The organism is Paenibacillus jiangxiensis (genome assembly GCF_046098255.1).
GTDB classification, from domain to species: Bacteria; Bacillota; Bacilli; order Paenibacillales; family Paenibacillaceae; genus Paenibacillus; species Paenibacillus jiagnxiensis.
Window position 1 is genome coordinate 1 of record NZ_JBJURI010000047.1, and the last position, 21066, is coordinate 21066.

The following is a 21066-nucleotide window of genomic DNA, read 5'->3' on the forward strand; positions in this document are numbered from 1 at the left end:
GCTTCCTTCACCCCTAGTCCTAAAAAGATAAACCGTACCGCTTCTGCAGCGATAATGTCGACTCCTGTCTTCTCATCATCAAACACATCTTCAAAATTGACCATATGTTTGTGGGACAAAGCCACACTCATCACCATGACAAGGGCATTGGTTGCCGAACCGAAGGAAAATACTCCTTCTTCCTTTCCCCTGAGCAACAGCGATCTTACCTGCCCCCAGACTTCGACCAGAACATTCATGACCATCTGCCTGCGTGGCGAGCGCAGCAACATTTCCTGTTGGATCATAAAGCTAAGCTCCCGATCCCGGTAAGTCAATCGAATAATGCGTGAAACCAGCAGACGAATACCTTCAATGGGGTCCAGATCGGCGAAATTTACACTTTTCAGCTCCTTAACAGGAAAAAAGTGCTCAAATACCGCCTTATACACTCCATCCTTTCCCCCGAAGTGGTAAGATATCAGCGCTATGTTGGCACCCGCCTCCTCACAAATCTGCCGCACGCTTGTTCCATCGTAGCCGTGTTGGGCAAACAGCTTTTTGGCCGCCAATAAGATGCGCATTTTGATATCCGGTTCCGTCTGCATCATTCCACCCTAATCTCCTTCGTCATTATGCTAGTCCTATTATGTATCTTTGCTGAAGGGGAATCAAGCGGTCCTCGGGAAGCATAGCTCCCCAAGGAGATTCGCCTCCCGCTTTTTTATGCAGTCTCCGGCATTACCGCGGGAGCCGCTGCCGGCTTTTTCTTCAGAGCTGTTGCCAGAAGGGCAACTGCCAGACAAACGGACAGAATGAGCGCAAGCACTCCTGCCGCATGGCCGGCGCCCGGACCTCCCAGCTGCAGGCTCATAATCCCATTGACCGCATAGGTGGCCGGTAAAAATGCTCCGATATGCTGATAGAAGCCATTCAGCATTTCACGCGGCACCATCGCACCCGAGGATACAAGCTGAATGGACAGCATAGTGATGTTGAAGAACATACCCGGCATGCCGAATACAATCAGGAACATTTGGGTGAAGAACATGAAGGTCAGCATAAGAAGCGCTTCATACAGCCACAGCAGTCCAAAGCCCTGTTCCATCTGCCCTCCCAATACGGTGATCAAGGCCGTACCGACAAGTGAAACTACCAGCGCCGATCCCGCGTTGATCAGCACACGCGCGCCAAATTTGCTCCATTTGCCTGCCTGATTGCCCAGTGCCATCGTAGACTGCTGAAGATTCAGCCCCATGATCATGGACCCCACAAACGTAGCCAGAACCATCATCATCGGCACCATTTGGTTGTTCATCCCATCCACTGGGTGAATGGAAGTTACCTGCGACTCCACTTTCCCGGTTAATGCCCGGGCCGTTTGTTCCGCTGCTGCCGCAGGGATATTGGCTTGGGTAAGTATCGCCTCCGTTCCATGCACGGCCGCCTGGCTGTTGATTGTGGAAGTAACGTTCTGCTCGACACCCTGCATGATGCTCTTAATCGTCATCGGGTTGGCTTCATTGATGGTGTAACGGATTTCCGCCTTCTCCGCTGGTGACGTCAGCCGGGAAGTAAAATCCGCCGGTATTTCCATCACCATCTGCAATTCTCTGTCATTGAGTTGTTTTTGTGCTTCATCCGCCGTCAGTCCGGTTACGATTTGAAAAGGCAGTTTGCCTTCCAGTTCACTGGCAATCGTCTTGCCTGTATCAGGATCCTCGTTGACAATAGCGATTTTCAGATTGCTGCTTCGTTCGGTTACTCCACTATATGCGGTCATCCAGATGACACTGAAAATGATCTGGAACATCAGAGCGGTAATAATGCCAACGATGGTCATTGGCTTGCGAAAATAAAGCTTTAATGCGGTAAGCATGTTTCATCCTCCAAATTTTATTTAATCAAACATTTAAATCAAACGTTTGTTTAAAATATATTAGTTTTGAAACTCTATGTCAATATTTTTATGTAATTTTCATTTTAGATTTACAAAGTAAAGTTAATACGGTTTCCCCTCTCCGCATAAGCCAAAAAACAGCAGCAAAGCCCATGTTTGCTGCTGCAAAGCAACAAAACATGGACTTCGTTGGTTCCGTCGATGTGGCGGCCCTCTTATAAACTATTCTAACGGGTGCCACAGCCGCTATTGGCTCCAAGAACGTTGATTTCAAACTTTAGCGGTTGCCATCGAGCTTATTTCGCTTGATCGGGGCATTTTCGCCTAGATTAAGGAAAATAACGGCGGTCACAACCGCTAGAATTTAGAAAAGGTCTTTTTTCGTAAAATAGCGGCTGCCACAACCGCTAGATTTTTGGCGAGCGAAATATCAGCTCGAAAACCTGAGCTTTTGCGGAAATCTGAAAGTATCAGGACTACAAGTTGTCTTGTGCAGGAGTTAATGCAACGCAAGTGCTTATCCCCCCTACCAGCGGACTGAGATACACTTATTCGCAAATTTCTCCGCTTATTAGACGCTATTTGCCCCCAATAAAGTTCGATTTAGCTCGTCTTCAGATTCAGCCCGTCCTCGATTCAACCCATCGCTGAGTTAGCCCCCCCATCTTCGAGCTAGCCCACAAACCTACCCTTGAACTGGCGAAGCGTTCAAGGCATACTCCCCTGCCAGTGCCCGGAATTGTTCTGGAGAAGCGGAGCGTTCGCCTTTGTCCCCGGATTTCTTCCACTGTCCAATTCAATCAGGAAATCCGGGGACAACAGCGATCGGAAGAACAATCCGGGCACGCCCCCCCCCTCACAGCTTCACCCGCTGCAGCCGCAATGCGTTCAGCACCACCGAAACCGAGCTGAACGCCATCGCCGCTCCAGCCAACCAAGGCGCCAGGAAACCGAGCGCCGCGATCGGAATACCGATGACATTATAGGCCAAAGCCCAGAACAGATTCTGCTTGATGTTGGCCATCGTGCGGCGGCTCATCTTGATCGCGTCCGGTATGCTGTTCAAGTCGCCGCGCATCAGCGTAATATCCGCCGCCTCCATCGCCACATCCGTGCCTGTGCCCATGGCCATACCGACATCCGCCGTAGCCAATGCAGGAGCATCGTTAATGCCATCACCGACCATGGCGACAGAATCGCCAAGCTGCTGCAGCTTTTTCACCTCGTCCGCCTTTCCTTCCGGCAGTACTTCGGCCAGTACACGGCGGATGCCGGCTTGCTCCGCCACCGCCTGCGCCGTCCGCTCGTTGTCACCGGTGATCATCAGCACCTCGACCCCCATCTCATGCAGACGGGACACGGCTTCGCGCGAAGTATCCTTAATCGTGTCGGCTACCGCGACAAGTCCTGCATACCAACCATCCACGGCAATGATCATGGCCGTCTTGCCGCTGCTCTCCAACTGCTCCATCAGTTCATGAACCTGCGAAGCAAGCTGCACATTTTCCCGTTCCATCAGCCTGCGCGTGCCCGCCAATACCGTGCTGCCCTCGACAACAGCCCTGACACCATAACCCGGGATGTTCTCAAAGGCGGAAGCCTCCGGCAGCTCCACGGAGCGAACCGCAATCCCTGCGACGATGGCTTCCGCCAGCGGATGTTCCGAGCCCTTCTCCGCAGCTCCCAGCAAGCGAAGGAAACGCTCTTCCGACATATCGGATGCCGGAATTATGTCCGTCAGTTCCGGTTTGCCGTTCGTAACGGTACCCGTTTTATCCAGCACTACCGTACGGATATTCCGTGCCGCTTCAAGATGCTCTCCTCCCTTGAACAGGATGCCGTATTCAGCCGCCCGCCCCGAGCCTGCCATAATCGATGTCGGTGTAGCAAGCCCCAGTGCGCACGGACAAGCGATGACCAGCACGGCAATCGCCTTCTCCAGCGAACCTGCAAAATCGCCAGGTGCGGCGAAGAAGTACCAGATCGCAAAGGTCACCAGCGCGATGCCCACGACAATCGGGACAAAAATGCCTGAAATGACATCCGCAATCCGCTGAATCGGAGCTTTGGAGCTTTGCGCTTCCTCCACCACTTTGATAATCCGCGCCAGTGTGGTATCCGCGCCTACACGGGCTGCGCGGATCTTCAACAGCCCATTCTTGTTTAGGGTTGCGCCGGTGACCGGATCACCCGGCTGTTTCTCGACCGGCAGGCTTTCCCCGCTCAGCATCGACTCGTCCAACGCCGAGCGTCCTTCCATGACTTCTCCGTCAACCGGAACCTTTTCTCCCGGACGCACGATCAGGATATCACCGACCACCACCTGCACGACAGGCACATCCAGCTCCTGTCCGTCCCTTACGACACGGGCTGTGCGTGCCTGCAGCCCCATCAGACTTTTAATGGCATCGGAGGATCGGCCCTTCGCTACGGCCTCAAACCACTTGCCTACCAGAATCAGCGTAATGAGAACCGAGCTGGTCTCATAATACATTTCAACCTGGCCGTGTCCGTGCATTCCAACCGACTCCAGGGTGAGATAAAGGCTGTAGAAGTAAGCGGCAGAGGTCCCGAGCGCCACAAGCACATCCATATTGGCGCTGCCGCTGCGCAGTGCTTTGAATGCGCCAACGTAGAACTGCCAGCCGATAATGAACTGAACGGGTGTCGCCAGGATGAGCTGGAACCATGGATTCATAAACAACTCAGGCACATAGATGCCGGAGGTGAAGCTGAAGTGCCCTACCATCGCCCACAACAGCGGCAGCGACAGGATAGCGGAGATCATCCACTTCCATTGCTTGCGCCGGATTTCGCGCCGCCGCACATCGGAGATGTCCGTACCTTCCGTCTGGGGTACTGCACCATAGCCAAGCTGCTCCACCTTTTTCACAATGTCCCCGCTGCTGACCGTACCCGGCATATACTCCACATGCGCGGTTTCCAGCGCCAGGTTGACGCTGGCCGAGGTCACGCCAGGCATTCTTGACAGTCCCTTCTCGATCCGGGTGGCACAGGCGGCGCAGGTCATTCCCGTAATATCAAAATCCGCCTGTTCCACGGCCGTCCCGTACCCGAGAGAGCCGACTTTGTCACGCAAGCCCTGAAGATTCGTGACCTCCGGATCAAAGGTTACCGTCGCCTGCTCCAAAGCCAAATTGACATTCGCCTCCGTTACCCCCTCCATCCGGTTAAGCCCTTTTTCAATCCGGGTGGCGCAAGCCGTACACGTCATGCCTGTAATATGAAGTGTCGTCTGCTCCCTTTCTTCCGCTTGTGCGCTCATTTCCCATCCTCCTCTATCCGAAATACCCCCATGGGGTATAATTTCTGCCTTAAAGAAGGAGCTCCACTCCCTGAAGCTCCCCATCGTTTTTGCAAAAGGCCAGGTTTCTGCCCATCCTGTCTCAAACTACATCATAACCCTGATCTTCTATTGCATCCTTAATTGCCTTCAGCGTTGCTTTATTCTCATCAAATTCGACCTCCACCGTCTTGGAAGCCAGATCGACTTTGGCGTTGCCTCCTGCATTTTTCACAGCTTTCTCCACAGCATTAACGCAGTGGTTGCAGGACATGCCTTCTACATTCAGCTTAACTTGGGTCATTGTTCATTTCCTCCCCGGGTATTTATTTCATCAGTTTCTTTACAGTAACTAAAAGCTCATCAATAACTTCGTTTTCTCCCGCCTGTATGCGTTCGATCACACAGCTCTTCATGTGTCCTTCAAGCAGCAGCTTGCCTACTCCGTTCAAAGCAGACTGAACAGCCGCAATCTGATTCAACACATCGTCGCAATATGTGTCTTTCTCAATCAATCCCTTGATGCCGCGGATCTGTCCTTCAATCCGGTTCAACCGGGATGTCAAGCTGCTTTTCAGTTCAGGAGAATGATGACTGCGCCTGACCGCCGTCTCTTCACCGCCGTCAGTGTGGCCGCAAGCATGGACGCTGCCTTCGGTCTGCATCACATCTGTTTCCATTTCGGGCTGCTTCACTGGCTGTTCCCTCCCCCAATGTGTTGTACACACATCATAATATACCCCCACGGGGTATGTCAAACCCGTTTTTTGATATCAGCAAAAGTATAAACTCCCTGGCATAGTCATCCTGATATCGCAAGAAAAACTTCCGCTAAACGCGGTCTGTCTTCTTGAATTACGACGATAGACATTTTTCTTAAGATTTCAGAATTAAACAATTTTCGACCAAAAATATCCATGAAAATGGTAAAAAGTACCCAAATCATTTTACTTTATTCTGGTATATCATCTACATTATTTCATTTTCCGCGAAAATTCGCGGTTTATTCTCACTTGTTAACAAATTGTTTTGCGCATAAATGTAAGAAAATTAAGAGTTATTTCGAAGGATTTTGTTGAATCCGCTCACGTTGTATCATCACTTATACAATACATGTTACGGGGGATACACTATGGTATATGATGGAGTGCTGCTCGGCTTGATTGTCGGCCTGTTCAGAGGCGGATTTCGTCAGGGCTTGACGGGATTAAGCAATATCCGGCTGACGGCGGGCTGGATCTTCCCTGTCCTGCTGCTCGTTCAGTTTGGCATTTTTTATTTCCAGGAAAGCTCCGCCTATCTGGCTTCCATTAACGGTTATTTGTTTATGGCCGTATATGTGGCAGGACTTGTATTCCTCTGGCTAAACAGACATCATTCCGGCTTCTGGCTCATCCTGATCGGCGTGTTCCTGAATTTCCTCGTTATGGCTGTCAACGGCGGGCGTATGCCGGTATCTTTGGATGCTTCCTCCGTATTGGGTCCTTATTATGTCGAACTGCTGCGGTCCGGAGACGCTGTGTCCAAGCACTTTATGATGGATGAGAGCACACGTCTTTCGTTTTTGGGAGATATCATTCCCCTGTCTGCCCCTTATCCTCGCACCCAGGTGATCAGCGTCGGCGACGTCGTCATGAATGTTGGCATATTTCTCTTCATTCAGAGCGTCATGGTTGTTAAAAAGAAAAAAGTGAATGAACAGGTGAATCCGCATCATGCTTAACATACAGCATACTACGGTGAAGGGAGGGAGAACATGATGAAAAATATCAAATATTCACGCATTGTCGTAAACGCTGTTATTATTGCTTCTGTTGTTATCGCTCTGACTTCCGGATACAAGATTGGCGGTTAATGATTTGTATCCATTTACCCAGACAGGCCGGGACCGGCCTGTTTTTTTCGTGTATTCCCCTCCTGCAGCGTCGATTTTTGCCCTTATCATCGCAAATGAAGTGGATTTTTCGTACAGACCCTGATATGTTAAACATCAAGACCCCCTAACAAGGCAGGAGAATAATACCCATGAGATTATTGAAATCTCTCCATCAGCGCATCACCCCTACCGGCATCTACACTTTTGTGATATGCCTCGCTGGTGCCGCAGTATTAGCATATACGAACGAGTGGTCCTTTTTACAGTATTCCTCCTTGGAATGGGTTACCGTCTATTCCATGCTGGGAGCCGTGCTTATCCTTGAGTACTTCACGTTTCAGCTTCCGCCTGCAAGCAATAAGCAGTCCATGGACTCGTCCGTATATCTTGCCTGCATATTCGTCCACGGCAGCGAGATTGCCATCTTCATCCTGCTGCTGACGAGCGTGATTGCGGCGATCCGGGATTATAAGCTTTCCTGGTGGAAGCACTTTATCAATTTTTCCATTTACGCTTTGTCGATTTTTTCAGCAGCCTCCGTTTTTCAATGGGCAGGAGGGTCCCAGGGACCGCTTGATGATCGTTATATCATCGCATATGTTGTGTCCATGCTCAGCTATTTTGCGGTAAATACGTTCACCCTGGGGTTATACTTCTATTTGGCCTACGAAGGATCGCTAAAGCAGCTGCAGAGGGCTTTCGTCGCCGAATCCCTGCTGGTGTACCTGTGCACCCTGATTCTGTCGCTGGTGCTGACCGTGCTGATTTATCACAACGGCATTTTAGGGCTGGTGCTGTTCCTGGGGTTGAGCATGCTGCTGTCACACGCCTTCAAGAAGCTGTTTGATATGTTCAGAGATGTGGAAGAAAAGTCCATCATGGACCGCCGGACAGGTTTGTATAATCACAGTTATTTTGAAAATGCGCTCGAATCCGAGCTCAAGACCGCAAGAAAAGACAAGCTCCCCCTGTCTCTTGCATTGATAGATATCGATGACTTCAAAAAGTATAACGATCAATTCGGCCATCTGAAGGGGGATCAGCTGCTCGGATTTCTGGGAAACCTATTGAAGAAGGAATCGGAGAACACCAGGATCACCGCCTCCAGATACGGCGGAGAGGAGTTCACCCTGTTGATGCCAGGGTATTCCGCCGAACAGGCTTACGAAGTGGTCAATCGCATCCGCAAAAAGCTGAACGATTCCCGTTATGAAGGGGTCGAGATTTTCCCGCATGGGTGCCTGTCCTTCTCGGGCGGCATCTCCGAATATCAGGCCGGAATTTACGATAAATCTCAGCTTGTGGACCAGGCCGACAAGGCCTTGTATTATGCGAAGCGTCAGGGAAAAAACGTAGTCCATCTGTTCGGGAGTCACCATGAGATGGAACGTGAAATCGACCTCGCCCAGGATATCCGGGATATTGAGCAGCAGCTCAGCTTGTTTCTGTACAAGGATATCAATACTTTCAAGCATTCCAAGCGTGTATTCAAATACGCCATGGATATGAGCGACGTGCTGGGGCTGGGACAGGAGGAGAAGCGCCGTTTCGTGCTCGGGGCGCTGATTCATGACATCGGAAAGCTGGAAATCCCCTGGGATATCCTGAACAAAAAAGAAAAGCTCACCCCCGAAGAATGGACGCTCGTGCAGGGTCATGTCACCTGGGGCAGAAAGATCGTCGAAGCGAACGCACGCTTTGAAGAGCTGATTCCGTTCATCGAGCTGCATCATGAGCGATATGATGGCACCGGTTATCCTTACGGCTTCGCGGGGGATGAGACCCCGTTGCTGTGCCGGATGCTTACGATTATCGATTCCTTTGATGCGATGACGTCGGAAAGGCCCTATCAGCAGACAAAAACGTTCGAGCAGGCGCTGGAAGAGCTGCGCGACTGCTCCGGTACGCAATTTGATCCCGAACTTACCCGTATTTTTATCCGTTATATCAAAGGCACTCATCTGTCCTCACCTCATATCCGTTCACTTCACTAGCTCCCGCTTTTTATTTCTTACGGCGGGAGCTTTTGTTTTGCCGTCTGGGAAAAGCCCTCATAAATTCATATAATGTAAAGAAAGAATGACTTAAGGAGATTCGGTATGAATTACAGACAAATCAAATGGATGATTCTTATCATTCCGACCATTATCGTCGGCTTGTGGGAGTATGTGAGGCATCAGTTTCTGTTGCCTGTCATTTCGATGGAGACAGGCAACTGGCTGACTCCGGTCATTGTGTTTGTGATCAGTGTAACGCTGCTCAGACGCCTGTTTACCCTCATGGAGGCATCCAGAGCAGAGCTTGAACGGGAACGTGCTGCCAGGGATGTGCTGCAGGCCAGAGAAATGCTTGCGCGCGAGCTGCATGACGGCATTGCCCAGTCGCTGTTTCTGCTGTCCGTGAAAATTGATAAAACCGAACGCAGCATCGGCTCCGATGCGGATTCATCACATTGGAGCGGAATCCGCAAAACGCTGCATGAGGTGGACAGATATGTCCGGCAGTCCATTTCCAACCTGCGCGATCTTCCAAATCATACGGACCGGTCGCTTCTTCCCTCGATGCTGCACCGGGTCCGGGAGACAGCCGATGATGTCTACCCGCAGGCTGCCGTGGGGTGGGATATTGCCGATGAAGCTTTGACGGCCCGCGAACAGGCCGAACTGCTCGCCTGCATCCGGGAAGCGCTGCTGAACGCCCGCAAGCATGCCCAGGCCAGCCTGATCAGCATTCGCGGAATCCAGGAAGGGCAGCAGCAGGGCTGGAGAATGATCGTCGAAGACAACGGGCGCGGATTCGCGGGCGACCCGCTGAACAGGGCGGATAGGTACGGGCTGCGTATTACGAGGGAAAGAGCGGAACAAATGGGATGGGCGTTCACATTTGAACGGCGCGACGATAGAACCGTAATGGAAATTTCAAAAGGGGGACAAGCCCAATGAACAGGACAAGAGTGCTGGTCGCGGACGATTCAGCCCATGCGCGTGAGGCGATTTCCGATATTCTGGCAGAAGACGGGGCTTTCGAGATCATCGGGGAGGCGTCCGGCGGAGAGCAGGCTCTCCACATGACAGAGGAGCTGATGCCGGATTTGATCCTGATGGATATCCGCATGCCGGATATGGACGGGCTGGAGGCGACCGGACTGATCAAGATGCGTTTTCCATACGTAAAAATTGTAATCATCACCGTATCCGACGATGCGGCCCATTTATTCGAAGCGTTGAAACGGGGGGCGCAGGGGTATTTGCTGAAAAACCTGTCCCCCTCCACCTGGTTGGAATACCTGCGGGCCGTAGTCAGTGACGAAGCGCCGCTGAGCCAGGAACTGGCTTACCGTATTTTGCAGGAATTCCCGGCCCCTCCGAAACGGACGGCAGCAGGCCAAAGCCTGACACCCCGCGAACGGGAAATCCTGAACTGGGTGGCGTCCGGACAGACGAACAAGGAAATCGGAGAGGGGCTCGGCATCTCGGAGCAAACTGTCAAAAATCATTTAAAAAACATTCTGCACAAATTGCAGCTCGAAAACCGCGTCCAGCTCACACGTTACGCGCTGGAACAGGGACTGGTCGACCGCGGCACGGGGCCCCGCAAATAAGCAGACAGGCACAGATCCGTGCCTGTCTTGTTTTCTTATCGAAATATTCGTCAATTATATAGAACAATTAGGAAGAAACTGGTGTTCCTATGCCTTCATGTGATATTTTTCATACTTTTGTCATATTTACGCCCTGAATTCACATGATATAGCCCGATATGGGGATGTCCCCATCTTTTATGAAAGACTATAATGAACACTCAGCGAGATCGCTTAATCGCTTATTGAACGAAATTTATACCGGAGGTGCACCTATGAACCGCAGCATTCAAGCCGTGCTAAGAGCCGGCTTTATGAGCCTTGGTTTGGCGATGCTTTTTCTGTTTCCGCATATGGCTTGGGCGCATGCTTCGCTTGTGGACTCCAATCCTGCCGCCAATGAGGTGCTCAGCGAGCCGCCTGCCAGCATAGAGATGACCTTCAGTGAGCATTTGCAGCCCGCGTTTCTGTCCGTACAGGTGAGAGGCGCTGACGGTTCGAGAGTGGATACAGGAGACGCAGCGCTGTCCCCCGGCGATGCTGCGGTAGTTACAGCCGACTTGAAAGCTGATATTCCGAACGGCGTTTATACCATAACCTGGCGAGTGTTGTCCGCCGACGGACACCCTATTCAAGGGGTTATTCCTTTTCAGGTCGGCACTGCGGGCGAGATGCCGAGCGGAACCGGAGCTTCCGCTCCTTCTCCCTTGGCCCGCCCTGACCTTGTTGCCGTACGCTGGCTGTTCTATGCGGGTTTGTCCCTATTGTTCGGACTGCTGTGCTTCCGTCTTTACGTGTGGCGCAGCCATAACGAGAGCGACAGTCACTGGCTGGAGGCGGGAGCGGCTCGCTTACAGGCGCTGATCTGGACAGGTTTTGCCATAACCGCTGCGGCGGTATTGGTCAGCCTGCCCCTGCAGGTCTCTTGGGATGCCGGGGTGCCGGTAACCCGTGCCTTTTCCCCGGCGTTGATCGGTGAAGCCCTTCAGTTCACAACCGCAGGGAAGGTCTGGTTTGTCCAGGTCATGACCCTGCTGCTGCTCAGCGTGCTGCTGCTGTACGCTTTCGACCATACTCAGCCTGAGCGCAAGCGGCTGTTGTGGTCCCATGCGGCGGTCATCCTGATCCTCGGCATCATGTTGGCCAAAGCCTTCACAGGCCATGCGGCGGCCGCTCAGATCCCGGCTTTGACCATCACCGCCGATTTCGTTCATCTGGCGGCGGCCTCCTTCTGGATTGGAGCGCTCGCTGCCATGATCCTGTACTTGCCGCCGGCCACGCGGCAGCTTCCCGCCGCGGAGAGCGGACGTATCCGGAACGAGACGATGCGGCGCTTTGCCGGGTGGGGCATGACGGCTGCAGCAGCCCTGCTGGCGACAGGCATCTATACCGCCCTGATGTACCTGCCTTCGCTTGACGCGCTGGTTACAACGGGCTATGGCTATACGCTGCTTGGCAAAACAGCGCTGCTGATCGTCATGCTTGCCTTCGCCGCTTACCAGTTCCGGCTTGTCCGCCGGCCGTCCGGCCGCACGCAGAACGGAGCTGCCGGCCGCTGGGAGCTCTCCGTCGGCGTCCTCGTGCTGCTGCTGGCCGCGCTGCTCACCCATCTGTCCCCCACGGCGGAGGCAGAGACCAGCTCGGAAGGCGGCCCCTTCCGGCAGACAGCAGCCGCAGGCAGCTATACGGTCGAGCTGGCTGTTGACCCGGCCAGAGTAGGCAGCAACAGCTTCCAGGTCTGGTTCCGCGATAAGGGCGGAGAGCCTGTTGCCGGCATTCAGCAGGTAACGCTGACGCTGACCCCTGAAGCCGGCGGCGGCCAAAGCCAGGAAATCGTCATTCCCGGCCAGGCAGCTCAGCCGTTCACAGCCAGTGAGCTGCTGGCGGCCTCAGGCACCTGGACCGTGCGGGTGCATGCTCTAACCGGCTCCCTCGATTCCATCGATGCCGATTTTGAGCTTCCTGTTGCCGGTCCGTAGCTCGGCCTCTGAAGGGCAGGAAGTATCTTCTCAAGCTTCAAAGCAGCAGTCTGAAATTTTTATTTTAAAAGGAGAAATAAACTGATGAATCTGCACGATCAGCCATTCAAGAAGAAGCTTATGAAATTATCCACGGCTTTTTCCACAGCCGTGGCGGGGGTGCTGCTGTTCGCCGGCATTGCCAGCGCGCATGTCACCGTCTCCCCCTCCGTCTCGCAACCGGAAGCCTGGGAAACCTATACGATCAAGGTGCCTGTCGAAAAGGATGTGGCAACTACGAAAGTAGCCCTCAAAATTCCGGAGGGCGTAGAGTTCAAGCAGTATGAGCCAATACCAGGCTGGAAAGTCAGCACAACGGCCGATGACGCCGGCGCCGTTAAAACCGTGACCTGGACCGCTGAAGGGGAAGGAATCTTGGCCGGCCAGTACCAGCGCTTCAGCTTTGTGGCCGTGAATCCGTCCGCGGAAACGAAGGTCGCCTGGGATGCCTTCCAGTATTATAAGGATGGAAGCATCGTCGAATGGACGGGCGACGAAGGGTCCGACCTCCCTCATTCCGTGACGACCGTGACGGCAGACCCCGCAGCAGCGCCGGAGCAAAGCGGGGATAACGATGCCAAAACAGGACATGATGGTGCACCTGGTTCAGCCGGTACCAATGATGGAGAACAGGCCGGTGCTGACAACAGCGATGCTTCCTCCCAAGCAGCTCCCGCAGCAGCAGCGGCACCAGCCTCTTCCGGTGTGCAAACCGCCACGCTTGTGATCAGCATTGCCGCCCTTGTGTTATCCGTTGCGGCCCTTCTCCGTGCGTTAAAGAGCCGAAGATAGCAGAGATATAAACTTACAGAAAAACACAAAAAGTAGAGAACAGGTGAAACTTTCTCCTGTTCTCTACTTTTTTATCTAACCAACATCACGAATGGGCGATTCCTTTTTTTGTTTTAAGGTAGGGATATGCACGCTGCAGCGGAAAGAACGAAGCGATTCCGGAAAAGCGCAGCGTTCGCCTTTGTCCCCGAATTTCATCCGATTAAGAATATAATCACAGAAATTCGGGGGCAACAGCGATTGTAGGAACGATTCGTTCTTGGAGCGCCTCACAACGGACAAAAGGAGAGTCGCCCATTCTACTCTACAAGCATGCGAATCCCCGTAAGCACGATGCCGATCAAAAAGCCGGTCAGCGCACCGTTGATACGAATCCACTGCAGATCCTGTCCCAGCTTGTCTTCCATAAGCGCGATCAACGTGGCATTATCCATCTTCTCCACATTTTCTCTGACCAGATCGCCGATCCGGTTGTGGTTCTTCTCCACCAATCCGGTAATAGCCGAGATAATCTGCTCGTTCACCTGATCAAGCAGCTCCTCGTCCTTGCGCAGGTCCTCGAGCAGCCGCGCACATAGCGGAAGGATATGCGTCTGCACATAAGTCCCGTCTTCCATATAAGCCAGCAGACGACTGCGAAGCTCCTCCAGCTTGCCCAGCACCATTTCTTCGCCCTTCCAGGAGGCGGCCTGTTCATTCTTCCAATCATTCAGTCTGGTATGAACCGCGTTGTCCGTTGCCAGCTTCTCAATCTGTCCCTGCAAGCCTGTCAGCAGGGCATCCCTCCGCGGATGGTGCTCCATCTGCAGCTCATATACTCTTGCCAGCAGAAACTGGCGGATCATTTCCCCCATGCGCTCCTCATTGAGGTATCCAAGAAACGCATTAACCGCGAACTGCATCAGCCCGCTCAGCTGCAAGCCCGAAATGGCCTGCATCCCCATCGTTCCCAGCGTCATGACGGACTCCGGCTTCACCAGCCAAGATTCAGCCTGCTCAAGCGCATAATCCAGCGCCTTCTGATCATAACCCTGTTCCAATGTCTGCTTTGCCAGCGATTCGAGCAGTGCGCCCGCATCCAGGGATGTAATCTGCCTGCGGATTTCCTCCGTAATGGCAGGAGCCATACTGTCCAGCGGCAGCCGGCTCACCAGCCGTTTCGCCAGCGTATCGATGGCCTCTGCCGCCTTCGGGGATGCAAGCGCCTGCTCCACCCCGTTCAGCAGCATTTCGGCCAGCTGGATATCCTTGATTTTGGCCGCAATGCTTTCTTTATTCAAAAGATTATTCTCCACCGTGCTCACCAGCGCATCTGTCAGCTTGCTCCGGTTCTTGGGTAGCAGCGCCGTATGCGGAATCGGAATGCCCAGCGGATGGCGGAACAGCGCCGTGACGGCGAACCAGTCCGCCAGACCGCCAACCATTCCGGCCTCGAATGCGCCTGCCAGCAGGCGGACAGCGCCGTACTGCTGAAACGGAAGGGATGCCGCAAATCCCGCCCCCATTATGACAAGCGACCAAGTAGCCGCTTTTTTCGTCTGTCTTTTCTGTCTCGGTTTTGCCATAATCTATCCTCCAAACAGTGCCAATGCCCTTATAACTGAAAATACCCTTTGGCACCATATTATCATCGTACGGCAAAAATCCCAAACAGCAGCCCTCATTAGCAGCCTACTTCTGCACGAAGAAGTTCCGGTTCATGGCAAAAAGGGACTTGCCGCCGGTCCCCAGACCGCGCGTCAGTCCCTTTTTCTTAACTCCAATTCATATTTTTATAATCATCCCTGCGGACGGGAATACAGCTTGAAATCATCAAAATGGAAGCCCGGGGCCACCACGCAAGTAACAAGTACCGGCTCATCGCCGAGCGGGCGGGCTGTCTGCCACACACCTCCCGGAACAAGCGCCTGCGGGGATTCTCCCTTCTCCACATCAGCACCTACAATAATGACCGTTTCCTCACCAGGCTCTTCGCCGCTGCCTCCCAGCTTCAGCTCAATGGGGCTCCCGCTGTGATACAGCCAGAGCTCGTCGGAGTGAACTACATGCCACTCGGAAAACTCGCCGGGATGGAGCAGAAAATACGTGGAGGACGCCGCAAAGCGGGGGCCGGAATACATATCTGGCAGCACCGGTTTCGGAATTTGGAAATTGGCCTTCCACATCTCCTTGTACCATCCGCCTTCAGGATGCGGTTCCATATGTAATGCCGCCACCAGCGGGGAAATAGGTTTGCTCATAATAATTACCTTCCTTTGTTAAAAATATAGCCTTATCAACCAGAGACGCTTCCTCTACTGTAAAACACTTACATGCATTTGTCACGCAGCAGTCGTGGGATTCTCTGCTTCCTTTACTATATGCTTATGCTTCCATATCTTAATCCTGTGTTATCTTTCTTCACAGAAAATCCTTGAATTTCCGATAATCTCATTGTATCATTAGTTAACTATTTTCTACGTGTTCTATTAGCTTACATAACAAAAATGGTTTTATTTAACAAACATATTATTAAAATGAGGCGCATAGACACTAACTACTGAACCTGGGGCTTAACACAGATAAAGGGGGGCTTGTTCTGATTCAGTTTCGGAACGTCAACAAACATTACGGCAGCTTTCAAGTCCTGAAAGACATTAACCTGACGATCGAAGAAGGCCAAGTTGTTGTTATTATCGGTCCTTCCGGTTCCGGCAAAAGCACGCTGCTCCGCTGCATGAACCGTCTGGAGACGATCTCCAGCGGCGAGCTGTTTGTCAACGGAGTGGCGCTTCATGACAAGAAAGTGGACATCAACAAATTCCGCCGCAATATCGGCATGGTATTCCAGCATTTTAATCTTTATCCGCATAAGCGGGTAATTGATAACATCGTGCTTGCTCCAACCAAGGTACTGGGGGTATCCAAATCGGAGGCCGCCGCAACAGCCATGACTTATTTGAAGCGGGTCGGTATTGAAGACAAGGCACAGAGCTACCCTTCCCAGTTGTCCGGAGGACAGCAGCAGCGTGTCGCCATCGCACGGGGGCTTGCCATGAAGCCCGAGGTCATGCTGTTTGATGAGCCAACGTCGGCCCTCGATCCCGAGACGATTGGTGAAGTGCTTGATGTTATGCGTTCTCTTGCTCATGACGGCATGACCATGGTTATTGTAACCCATGAAATGGGCTTTGCCCGCGAGGTTGCTGACCGGGTCATTTTCATGGATCAGGGTCAAATCCTGGAAGACAGCACACCGGACGAGTTTTTTGCCGAGCCGCGTGAAGAACGTGCACGCACGTTCCTTAGCCGTTTGATCAACCACTAAATATATAAGCTTGAAAGGGGTTCATTTTCATGAAAAAAGGTTTGAAATGGAACGCACTTTTGCTGCTAGCCCTCTCTTTCGCTCTGGTACTCGCCGCATGCGGCAGCAATGGTTCATCCGGCACAACCACCGGCACTTCCGGTGAGTCCGGCGGGAAAGCGGAAAGCGCTCTGGAGGCCATCAAGGCGCGCGGCAAGCTCGTTGTCGGTGTTAAGAGCGACACGAAGCTGTTCGGTCTGAAAAACACCAGCACCGGTGACATCGAAGGCTTCGACGTGGATGTCGCAAAACAAGTCGCAAAACATATTTTCGGTGATGAATCCAAGATTGAACTGAAGGAAGTTACTTCGAAGACCCGTATTCCGCTTCTGCAAAACGGTGACATCGACATGATCATCGCTACCATGACGATTACGGAAGAACGCAAACAGCAGGTAGACTTCAGCGACGTATATTTTGAAGCAGGCCAGTCTCTGCTCGTTCCGAAAGGCAGCCCGATTACCGGCTTAGATTCTTTAACTAAAGGCACAACCGTCCTGGCCGTTAAAGGCTCCACCTCCGTAAAAAATATCAGGGAAAAGGCTCCGGATGCCGAAGTACTTGAGTTTGAAAACTATCAGGACGCATTCAACGCGCTCAAAGCCAATAAAGGCGACGCTCTGACTACAGACAACGCAATTCTGCTTGGTATGCAGCAGCAGGACCCGAACTTCCAGCTGGTCGGCGGCAACTTCACTGACGAACCATACGGCATCGCAGTCAAGAAGGGCTCCACTGATTTGCTGCAGGCAGTAAACGATACGCTGGCTGACCTGAAATCAAGCGGCGAATATGACAAACTTTATGAGCAATGGCTTGGCGTTAAACCTGAATAAGAGAATGGCGGAAGGAGCCGCAGCAGCGTGCTCCTTCTTTCTTGCCATCGGTTAACGGAGGTGTGATCCGCACATGCTAACTTTTGACGTTAATGTCCTGTTCAATTATTGGGACCTGTACATGGAAGGCTTCCTGAACACCATCAAGGTCAGCTTGATTGCTCTTGTGTCAAGCTTTCTGCTTGGGGCCTTGATTGCCATTTTCCGGATAGCACCCTTCAAGCCGCTGAATTGGCTTGGTACCGTTTATGTGGAAATCTTCCGGAATATCCCGCTGTTGATTACGGTCTATATTTTCTATTTGGGTCTTGGTCCTCTCGGCATCAACCTTGATGGTTTTGCTTCAGGCACTATTGGATTGTCCATTTATACCGCCGCTTATATAGCGGAAGCCATACGGGCGGGCATTCAGACGGTGCCCAAAGGCCAGATGGAAGCAGGGCGTTCGTCCGGTTTGACGTATAATCAAACGATGATCCATATCATTCTGCCGCAGGCCATCAAGATTGCGCTGCCGGCCATCGGCAATCAGTTCATTAACTTGTTCAAGAACTCATCCATTCTTGCCGTCGTTGCCGGCGCGGATTTGATGCTGATGTCCGACCGGATCAACTCGGAGACATTCTTGCCTGTCAGCGTTTATGCGTTCACCGCTTTATTATATCTGGTCGTTACCCTTCCGCTCAGCTTTTTCATGCTGTACCTGGAAAAGCGGCTGGCCAAAACATCTTAAGGAGGGAAGCCTGTTATGGATTTTACAGGATTATTTACTGGGCCTAACGTCAAATTTATACTGCAGGGTTTCCTCCTTACGTTGGAAGTCGGCATCTGGTCCATTGTTATCAGCACAATCGCGGGCATCATATTCGGAATTTTACGTTATACCCGAATTCCTGTTATTTCGCAGGCGGCTGCCACCATTATTGACCTGATCCGCAACCTGCCGCTTCTGCTCATCATTTATTTCCTGTTCCTCGTCCTGAAGCCGCTCGGATTTGATGTCGATTTGAAATGGTCCGCCATCATCGGTTTGTCCATTTTCGAAGGGGCCATGATTGCCGAGGTTGTGCGCAGCGGCTTGAAGTCTGTTGACAAAGGGCAGATTGAGGCCGCACGGTCTTCAGGTCTGAATTACGTTCAGACGCTGTGGCATATCATTCTTCCGCAGGGCCTGCGGCGCATGATACCGCCATTGGTCAGCCAGTATATTTCATTGATGAAAGATACGTCGCTGGCGGTCATTATCTCGCTGCCTGAGCTGACGCACAGCGCGCAGATTGCCGGCGCTCAGAACCAGTCGTTCGTTGTTCCTGCCCTACTGTTTGCGGCTTTCCTATATTTTGCCGTGAACTACAGCATGTCGCTAATTGCCAGGAAGCTGGAAGTACGGACCCACTGAACAGTCATGAGCTAGTCATGGGTCAATGAGCATTGACACGTTTACGGCTATCCTTTACTCTTAATTTGAATCATTGAATTGAATACCACCGCGGATGAGGCTGACGGGAGAGACCTGATCGATTTTTAGGATACAGGGCACCGAAGGAGCAAGCTGCACGGCACCCGGCCGGCAGTTAATCTCTCAGGTACATGTACCGCCAGCTGACGCAGCTCTGGAGAGTGCGTTTTTTTAGCCACCAAAGGGGTAAGACGGGTCAAGGCCTGTCAGAAACTCTCAGGTACAAAGGACAGAGACAAGGGACTATTTCCTTGTTCTGTCCTTTTTTTGCGCTTACATATTAACGTAGTAAGTGAATGAATACTGCACCATATTAAGGAGGAATGGATAAGTGCGCTTCAAGGATGTATTCTCCATCATCGGCCCGGCCATGACGGGTCCGTCAAGCTCGCATACAGCCGGTGCCGTGCGCCTTGGCCGCATGGCCCGGCACTGGCTTGGTGGAGTGCCTGAACATGCCAAAATGACACTGTACGGCTCTTTCGCGGATACTTACAAAGGACATGGGACGGATCTGGCCCTGCTGGGCGGCCTGCTTGATTATGACACAGATGATGCCCGCATCCCCGATGCTGAGCAGTGTGCGAAGCAGGCCGGGATGACCTTTGAGTTTGTTACGAGCGGCCTCCCCGCTCCTCACCCCAATACGGTCCGGTTCGAACTGCAGCGCGGCGGTGAAAAGCGCACGCTGCTCGGTTCATCCATTGGCGGAGGAAATATAAATGTGCAGCAACTCAATGAGTTCCGCGTCAATTTGACGGGTGAATTCCCGGCTCTGATCCTGCTTCATTCCGACAAGCCGGGCATGCTTGGGGCTGTAACCTCCTCACTCGGGGCAGCAGGGGTGAATATCGCTTATATGCATGTTGACCGCAAAGGGCGGGACGGTGAGGCTTTAACAGCGATTGAGACGGACAGCGCTGTCCCTGAACAGGTCATCACCGAGCTGCAATCACTAACCCATATGTATGAAGTGAGAAATATCGATATCCGCAGCAAAAACAGGCGGCAGCCATAGAAGATATTAAAAGGAGCAAAAACCTATGCGTTTCAGTCATCTTCACGAAATCAGCAAAATCTGCAAACAGGAGTCCAAAACAATCAGCGCACTAATGATTGAAGAACAATCCCGGGAGACGGACACGCCTGCCCAGGACGTGATCAGTCAGATGGCCGACTATTACGAGGTGATGAAGGAAGCCGTACGCCGCGGCCTGACGGAGGATACCGTATCACGCAGCGGTTTAACGGGCGGAGACGGCAAACGGGTGGCGGAGTATCTCCGGTCGGGAGAAACCTGCTCAGGAGAAGGCTCTGCGCTCGCCATGGCCTACGCCCTTTCCGTCTCCGAAGTAAATGCCTCAATGGGCCGGATTGTGGCTACGCCTACAGCCGGCTCCTGCGGTGTCATTCCAGGGGTGTTCATCAGTGCGCAGGAGAGATTCGGATGGACGGATGAGCATATGGTTCGCGGCCTCTTCACGGCGGGAGCCATCGGTTATGTGATCGCCAATAACTCATTTATCTCCGGCGCCGAAGGAGGCTGCCAGGCTGAGATTGGCTCCGCCATCGGCATGGCTGCAGGCGCTATGGTCGAGCTGCGCGGCGGCACTCCCGAGCAGGCGGTTCATGCTGTCGGCCTGGCCCTGAAAAACACGCTGGGCCTGATCTGCGATCCCGTTGCCGGTCTCGTCGAGATCCCCTGTATCGTGCGCAACGGGCTCGGGGCGGTAACAGCTCTGGCTGCGGCCGATATGGCACTGGCAGGTGTGCGCAGTGCCATTCCATCGGATGAAGTCATTGACGTCATGCTTGAAGTTGGCAGCGCCATGCCCGTCAAGCACCGGGAGACCGCCAAAGGCGGCCTTGCCCAAACCCCGACAGGCCGACGGATGACAGAAGCGCTGGCCGGCAGTCGCAAGGCAGAGGCAAGGGATAAGAGTTAGTTCCGTTCTTGCTTCAGCAGCGTACAAAGC

Annotated in this window: 19 protein-coding genes and 1 riboswitch; of the genes, 12 read left to right on the forward strand and 7 right to left on the reverse strand. The window is 52.7% G+C overall.

Features of this window, described 5'->3' with window-relative positions; translation table 11 throughout:
* The 5 genes from ACI1P2_RS29260 to ACI1P2_RS29280 all read right to left on the reverse strand — a co-directional run.
* Nucleotides 1-590 (reverse strand): TetR family transcriptional regulator (locus ACI1P2_RS29260; RefSeq protein WP_355325699.1); only part of this gene is annotated, 590 nt, incomplete at its 3' end.
* A gap of 113 nt (nucleotides 591-703) precedes the next feature.
* Nucleotides 704-1858, reverse strand: coding sequence for a YhgE/Pip domain-containing protein (locus tag ACI1P2_RS29265; RefSeq protein WP_355325702.1), 1155 nt, complete (start codon nucleotides 1856-1858; stop codon nucleotides 704-706).
* Nucleotides 1859-2735: 877 nt separating this feature from the next.
* Nucleotides 2736-5165 (reverse strand): heavy metal translocating P-type ATPase, encoded by a 2430-nt coding sequence (locus ACI1P2_RS29270; protein WP_355325705.1) that lies wholly within the window; start codon nucleotides 5163-5165, stop codon nucleotides 2736-2738.
* A 121-nt stretch (nucleotides 5166-5286) separates the two neighbouring features.
* Complete coding sequence (locus tag ACI1P2_RS29275; protein WP_355325708.1) at nucleotides 5287-5487, reverse strand: copper ion binding protein; 201 nt, start codon at nucleotides 5485-5487, stop codon at nucleotides 5287-5289.
* Nucleotides 5488-5509: 22 nt separating this feature from the next.
* Nucleotides 5510-5848 (reverse strand): metal-sensitive transcriptional regulator, encoded by a 339-nt coding sequence (locus ACI1P2_RS29280; protein ID WP_355325783.1) that lies wholly within the window; start codon nucleotides 5846-5848, stop codon nucleotides 5510-5512.
* Nucleotides 5849-6315: 467 nt separating this feature from the next.
* Between ACI1P2_RS29280 and ACI1P2_RS29285 the strand changes: the two genes are divergently transcribed.
* The 6 genes from ACI1P2_RS29285 to ACI1P2_RS29310 all read left to right on the forward strand — a co-directional run bounded on the left by ACI1P2_RS29285 (nucleotide 6316) and on the right by ACI1P2_RS29310 (nucleotide 13449).
* On the forward strand, nucleotides 6316-6906 hold the full coding sequence (locus ACI1P2_RS29285; RefSeq protein ID WP_355325711.1) for a DUF5317 domain-containing protein: 591 nt from the start codon (nucleotides 6316-6318) through the stop codon (nucleotides 6904-6906).
* Between the two features lie 302 nt (nucleotides 6907-7208).
* Entirely contained in the window at nucleotides 7209-9053 is a 1845-nt protein-coding gene (locus tag ACI1P2_RS29290) for a bifunctional diguanylate cyclase/phosphohydrolase (protein ID WP_355325714.1), read from the forward strand.
* A gap of 105 nt (nucleotides 9054-9158) precedes the next feature.
* Nucleotides 9159-10001, forward strand: a complete 843-nt coding sequence (locus ACI1P2_RS29295; RefSeq protein WP_355325717.1) for a sensor histidine kinase — start codon at nucleotides 9159-9161, stop codon at nucleotides 9999-10001.
* Nucleotides 9998-10660 carry a response regulator transcription factor gene (locus ACI1P2_RS29300; protein WP_355325720.1) on the forward strand — a complete coding sequence of 221 codons (663 nt, stop codon included), beginning with the start codon at nucleotides 9998-10000 and terminating at the stop codon, nucleotides 10658-10660. The genes ACI1P2_RS29295 and ACI1P2_RS29300 overlap by 4 nt, the downstream gene beginning before the upstream one ends.
* 254 nt (nucleotides 10661-10914) lie before the next feature.
* Nucleotides 10915-12618, forward strand: a complete 1704-nt coding sequence (locus tag ACI1P2_RS29305; protein WP_355325723.1) for a copper resistance CopC/CopD family protein — start codon at nucleotides 10915-10917, stop codon at nucleotides 12616-12618.
* Nucleotides 12619-12702: 84 nt separating this feature from the next.
* Nucleotides 12703-13449, forward strand: a complete 747-nt coding sequence (locus ACI1P2_RS29310; protein WP_355325726.1) for a YcnI family copper-binding membrane protein — start codon at nucleotides 12703-12705, stop codon at nucleotides 13447-13449.
* Nucleotides 13450-13748: 299 nt separating this feature from the next.
* Here the strand turns inward: ACI1P2_RS29310 and ACI1P2_RS29315 are convergent, their stop codons facing one another.
* Together ACI1P2_RS29315 and ACI1P2_RS29320 are read right to left on the reverse strand one after the other, a co-directional pair.
* Complete coding sequence (locus ACI1P2_RS29315) at nucleotides 13749-15014, reverse strand: DUF445 domain-containing protein (protein WP_355325729.1); 1266 nt, start codon at nucleotides 15012-15014, stop codon at nucleotides 13749-13751.
* 213 nt (nucleotides 15015-15227) lie between these two features.
* Nucleotides 15228-15689: a cupin domain-containing protein gene (locus ACI1P2_RS29320; RefSeq protein ID WP_355325732.1), complete on the reverse strand. Its 462-nt coding sequence runs from the start codon at nucleotides 15687-15689 to the stop codon at nucleotides 15228-15230.
* Nucleotides 15690-16027: 338 nt separating this feature from the next.
* Here ACI1P2_RS29320 and ACI1P2_RS29325 point away from each other — a divergent pair, with 338 nt between their 5' ends.
* The 6 genes from ACI1P2_RS29325 to sdaAA all read left to right on the forward strand — a co-directional run bounded on the left by ACI1P2_RS29325 (nucleotide 16028) and on the right by sdaAA (nucleotide 21036).
* Complete coding sequence (locus tag ACI1P2_RS29325; RefSeq protein WP_355325786.1) at nucleotides 16028-16756, forward strand: amino acid ABC transporter ATP-binding protein; 729 nt, start codon at nucleotides 16028-16030, stop codon at nucleotides 16754-16756.
* 29 nt (nucleotides 16757-16785) lie between these two features.
* Nucleotides 16786-17631 (forward strand): transporter substrate-binding domain-containing protein, encoded by an 846-nt coding sequence (locus tag ACI1P2_RS29330; RefSeq protein ID WP_355325734.1) that lies wholly within the window; start codon nucleotides 16786-16788, stop codon nucleotides 17629-17631.
* Between the two features lie 73 nt (nucleotides 17632-17704).
* Nucleotides 17705-18364 carry an amino acid ABC transporter permease gene (locus ACI1P2_RS29335; RefSeq protein ID WP_355325737.1) on the forward strand — a complete coding sequence of 220 codons (660 nt, stop codon included), beginning with the start codon at nucleotides 17705-17707 and terminating at the stop codon, nucleotides 18362-18364.
* 15 nt (nucleotides 18365-18379) lie between these two features.
* Nucleotides 18380-19030 carry an amino acid ABC transporter permease gene (locus ACI1P2_RS29340; protein ID WP_355325741.1) on the forward strand — a complete coding sequence of 217 codons (651 nt, stop codon included), beginning with the start codon at nucleotides 18380-18382 and terminating at the stop codon, nucleotides 19028-19030.
* Between the two features lie 94 nt (nucleotides 19031-19124).
* Nucleotides 19125-19239: riboswitch (glycine riboswitch) on the forward strand.
* A 182-nt stretch (nucleotides 19240-19421) separates the two neighbouring features.
* Complete coding sequence (gene sdaAB / locus ACI1P2_RS29345; protein ID WP_355325744.1) at nucleotides 19422-20108, forward strand: L-serine ammonia-lyase, iron-sulfur-dependent subunit beta; 687 nt, start codon at nucleotides 19422-19424, stop codon at nucleotides 20106-20108.
* Between the two features lie 25 nt (nucleotides 20109-20133).
* Nucleotides 20134-21036, forward strand: coding sequence for an L-serine ammonia-lyase, iron-sulfur-dependent, subunit alpha (sdaAA, locus tag ACI1P2_RS29350; RefSeq protein ID WP_355325747.1), 903 nt, complete (start codon nucleotides 20134-20136; stop codon nucleotides 21034-21036).
* The last annotated feature ends 30 nt before the right edge of the window (nucleotides 21037-21066 follow it).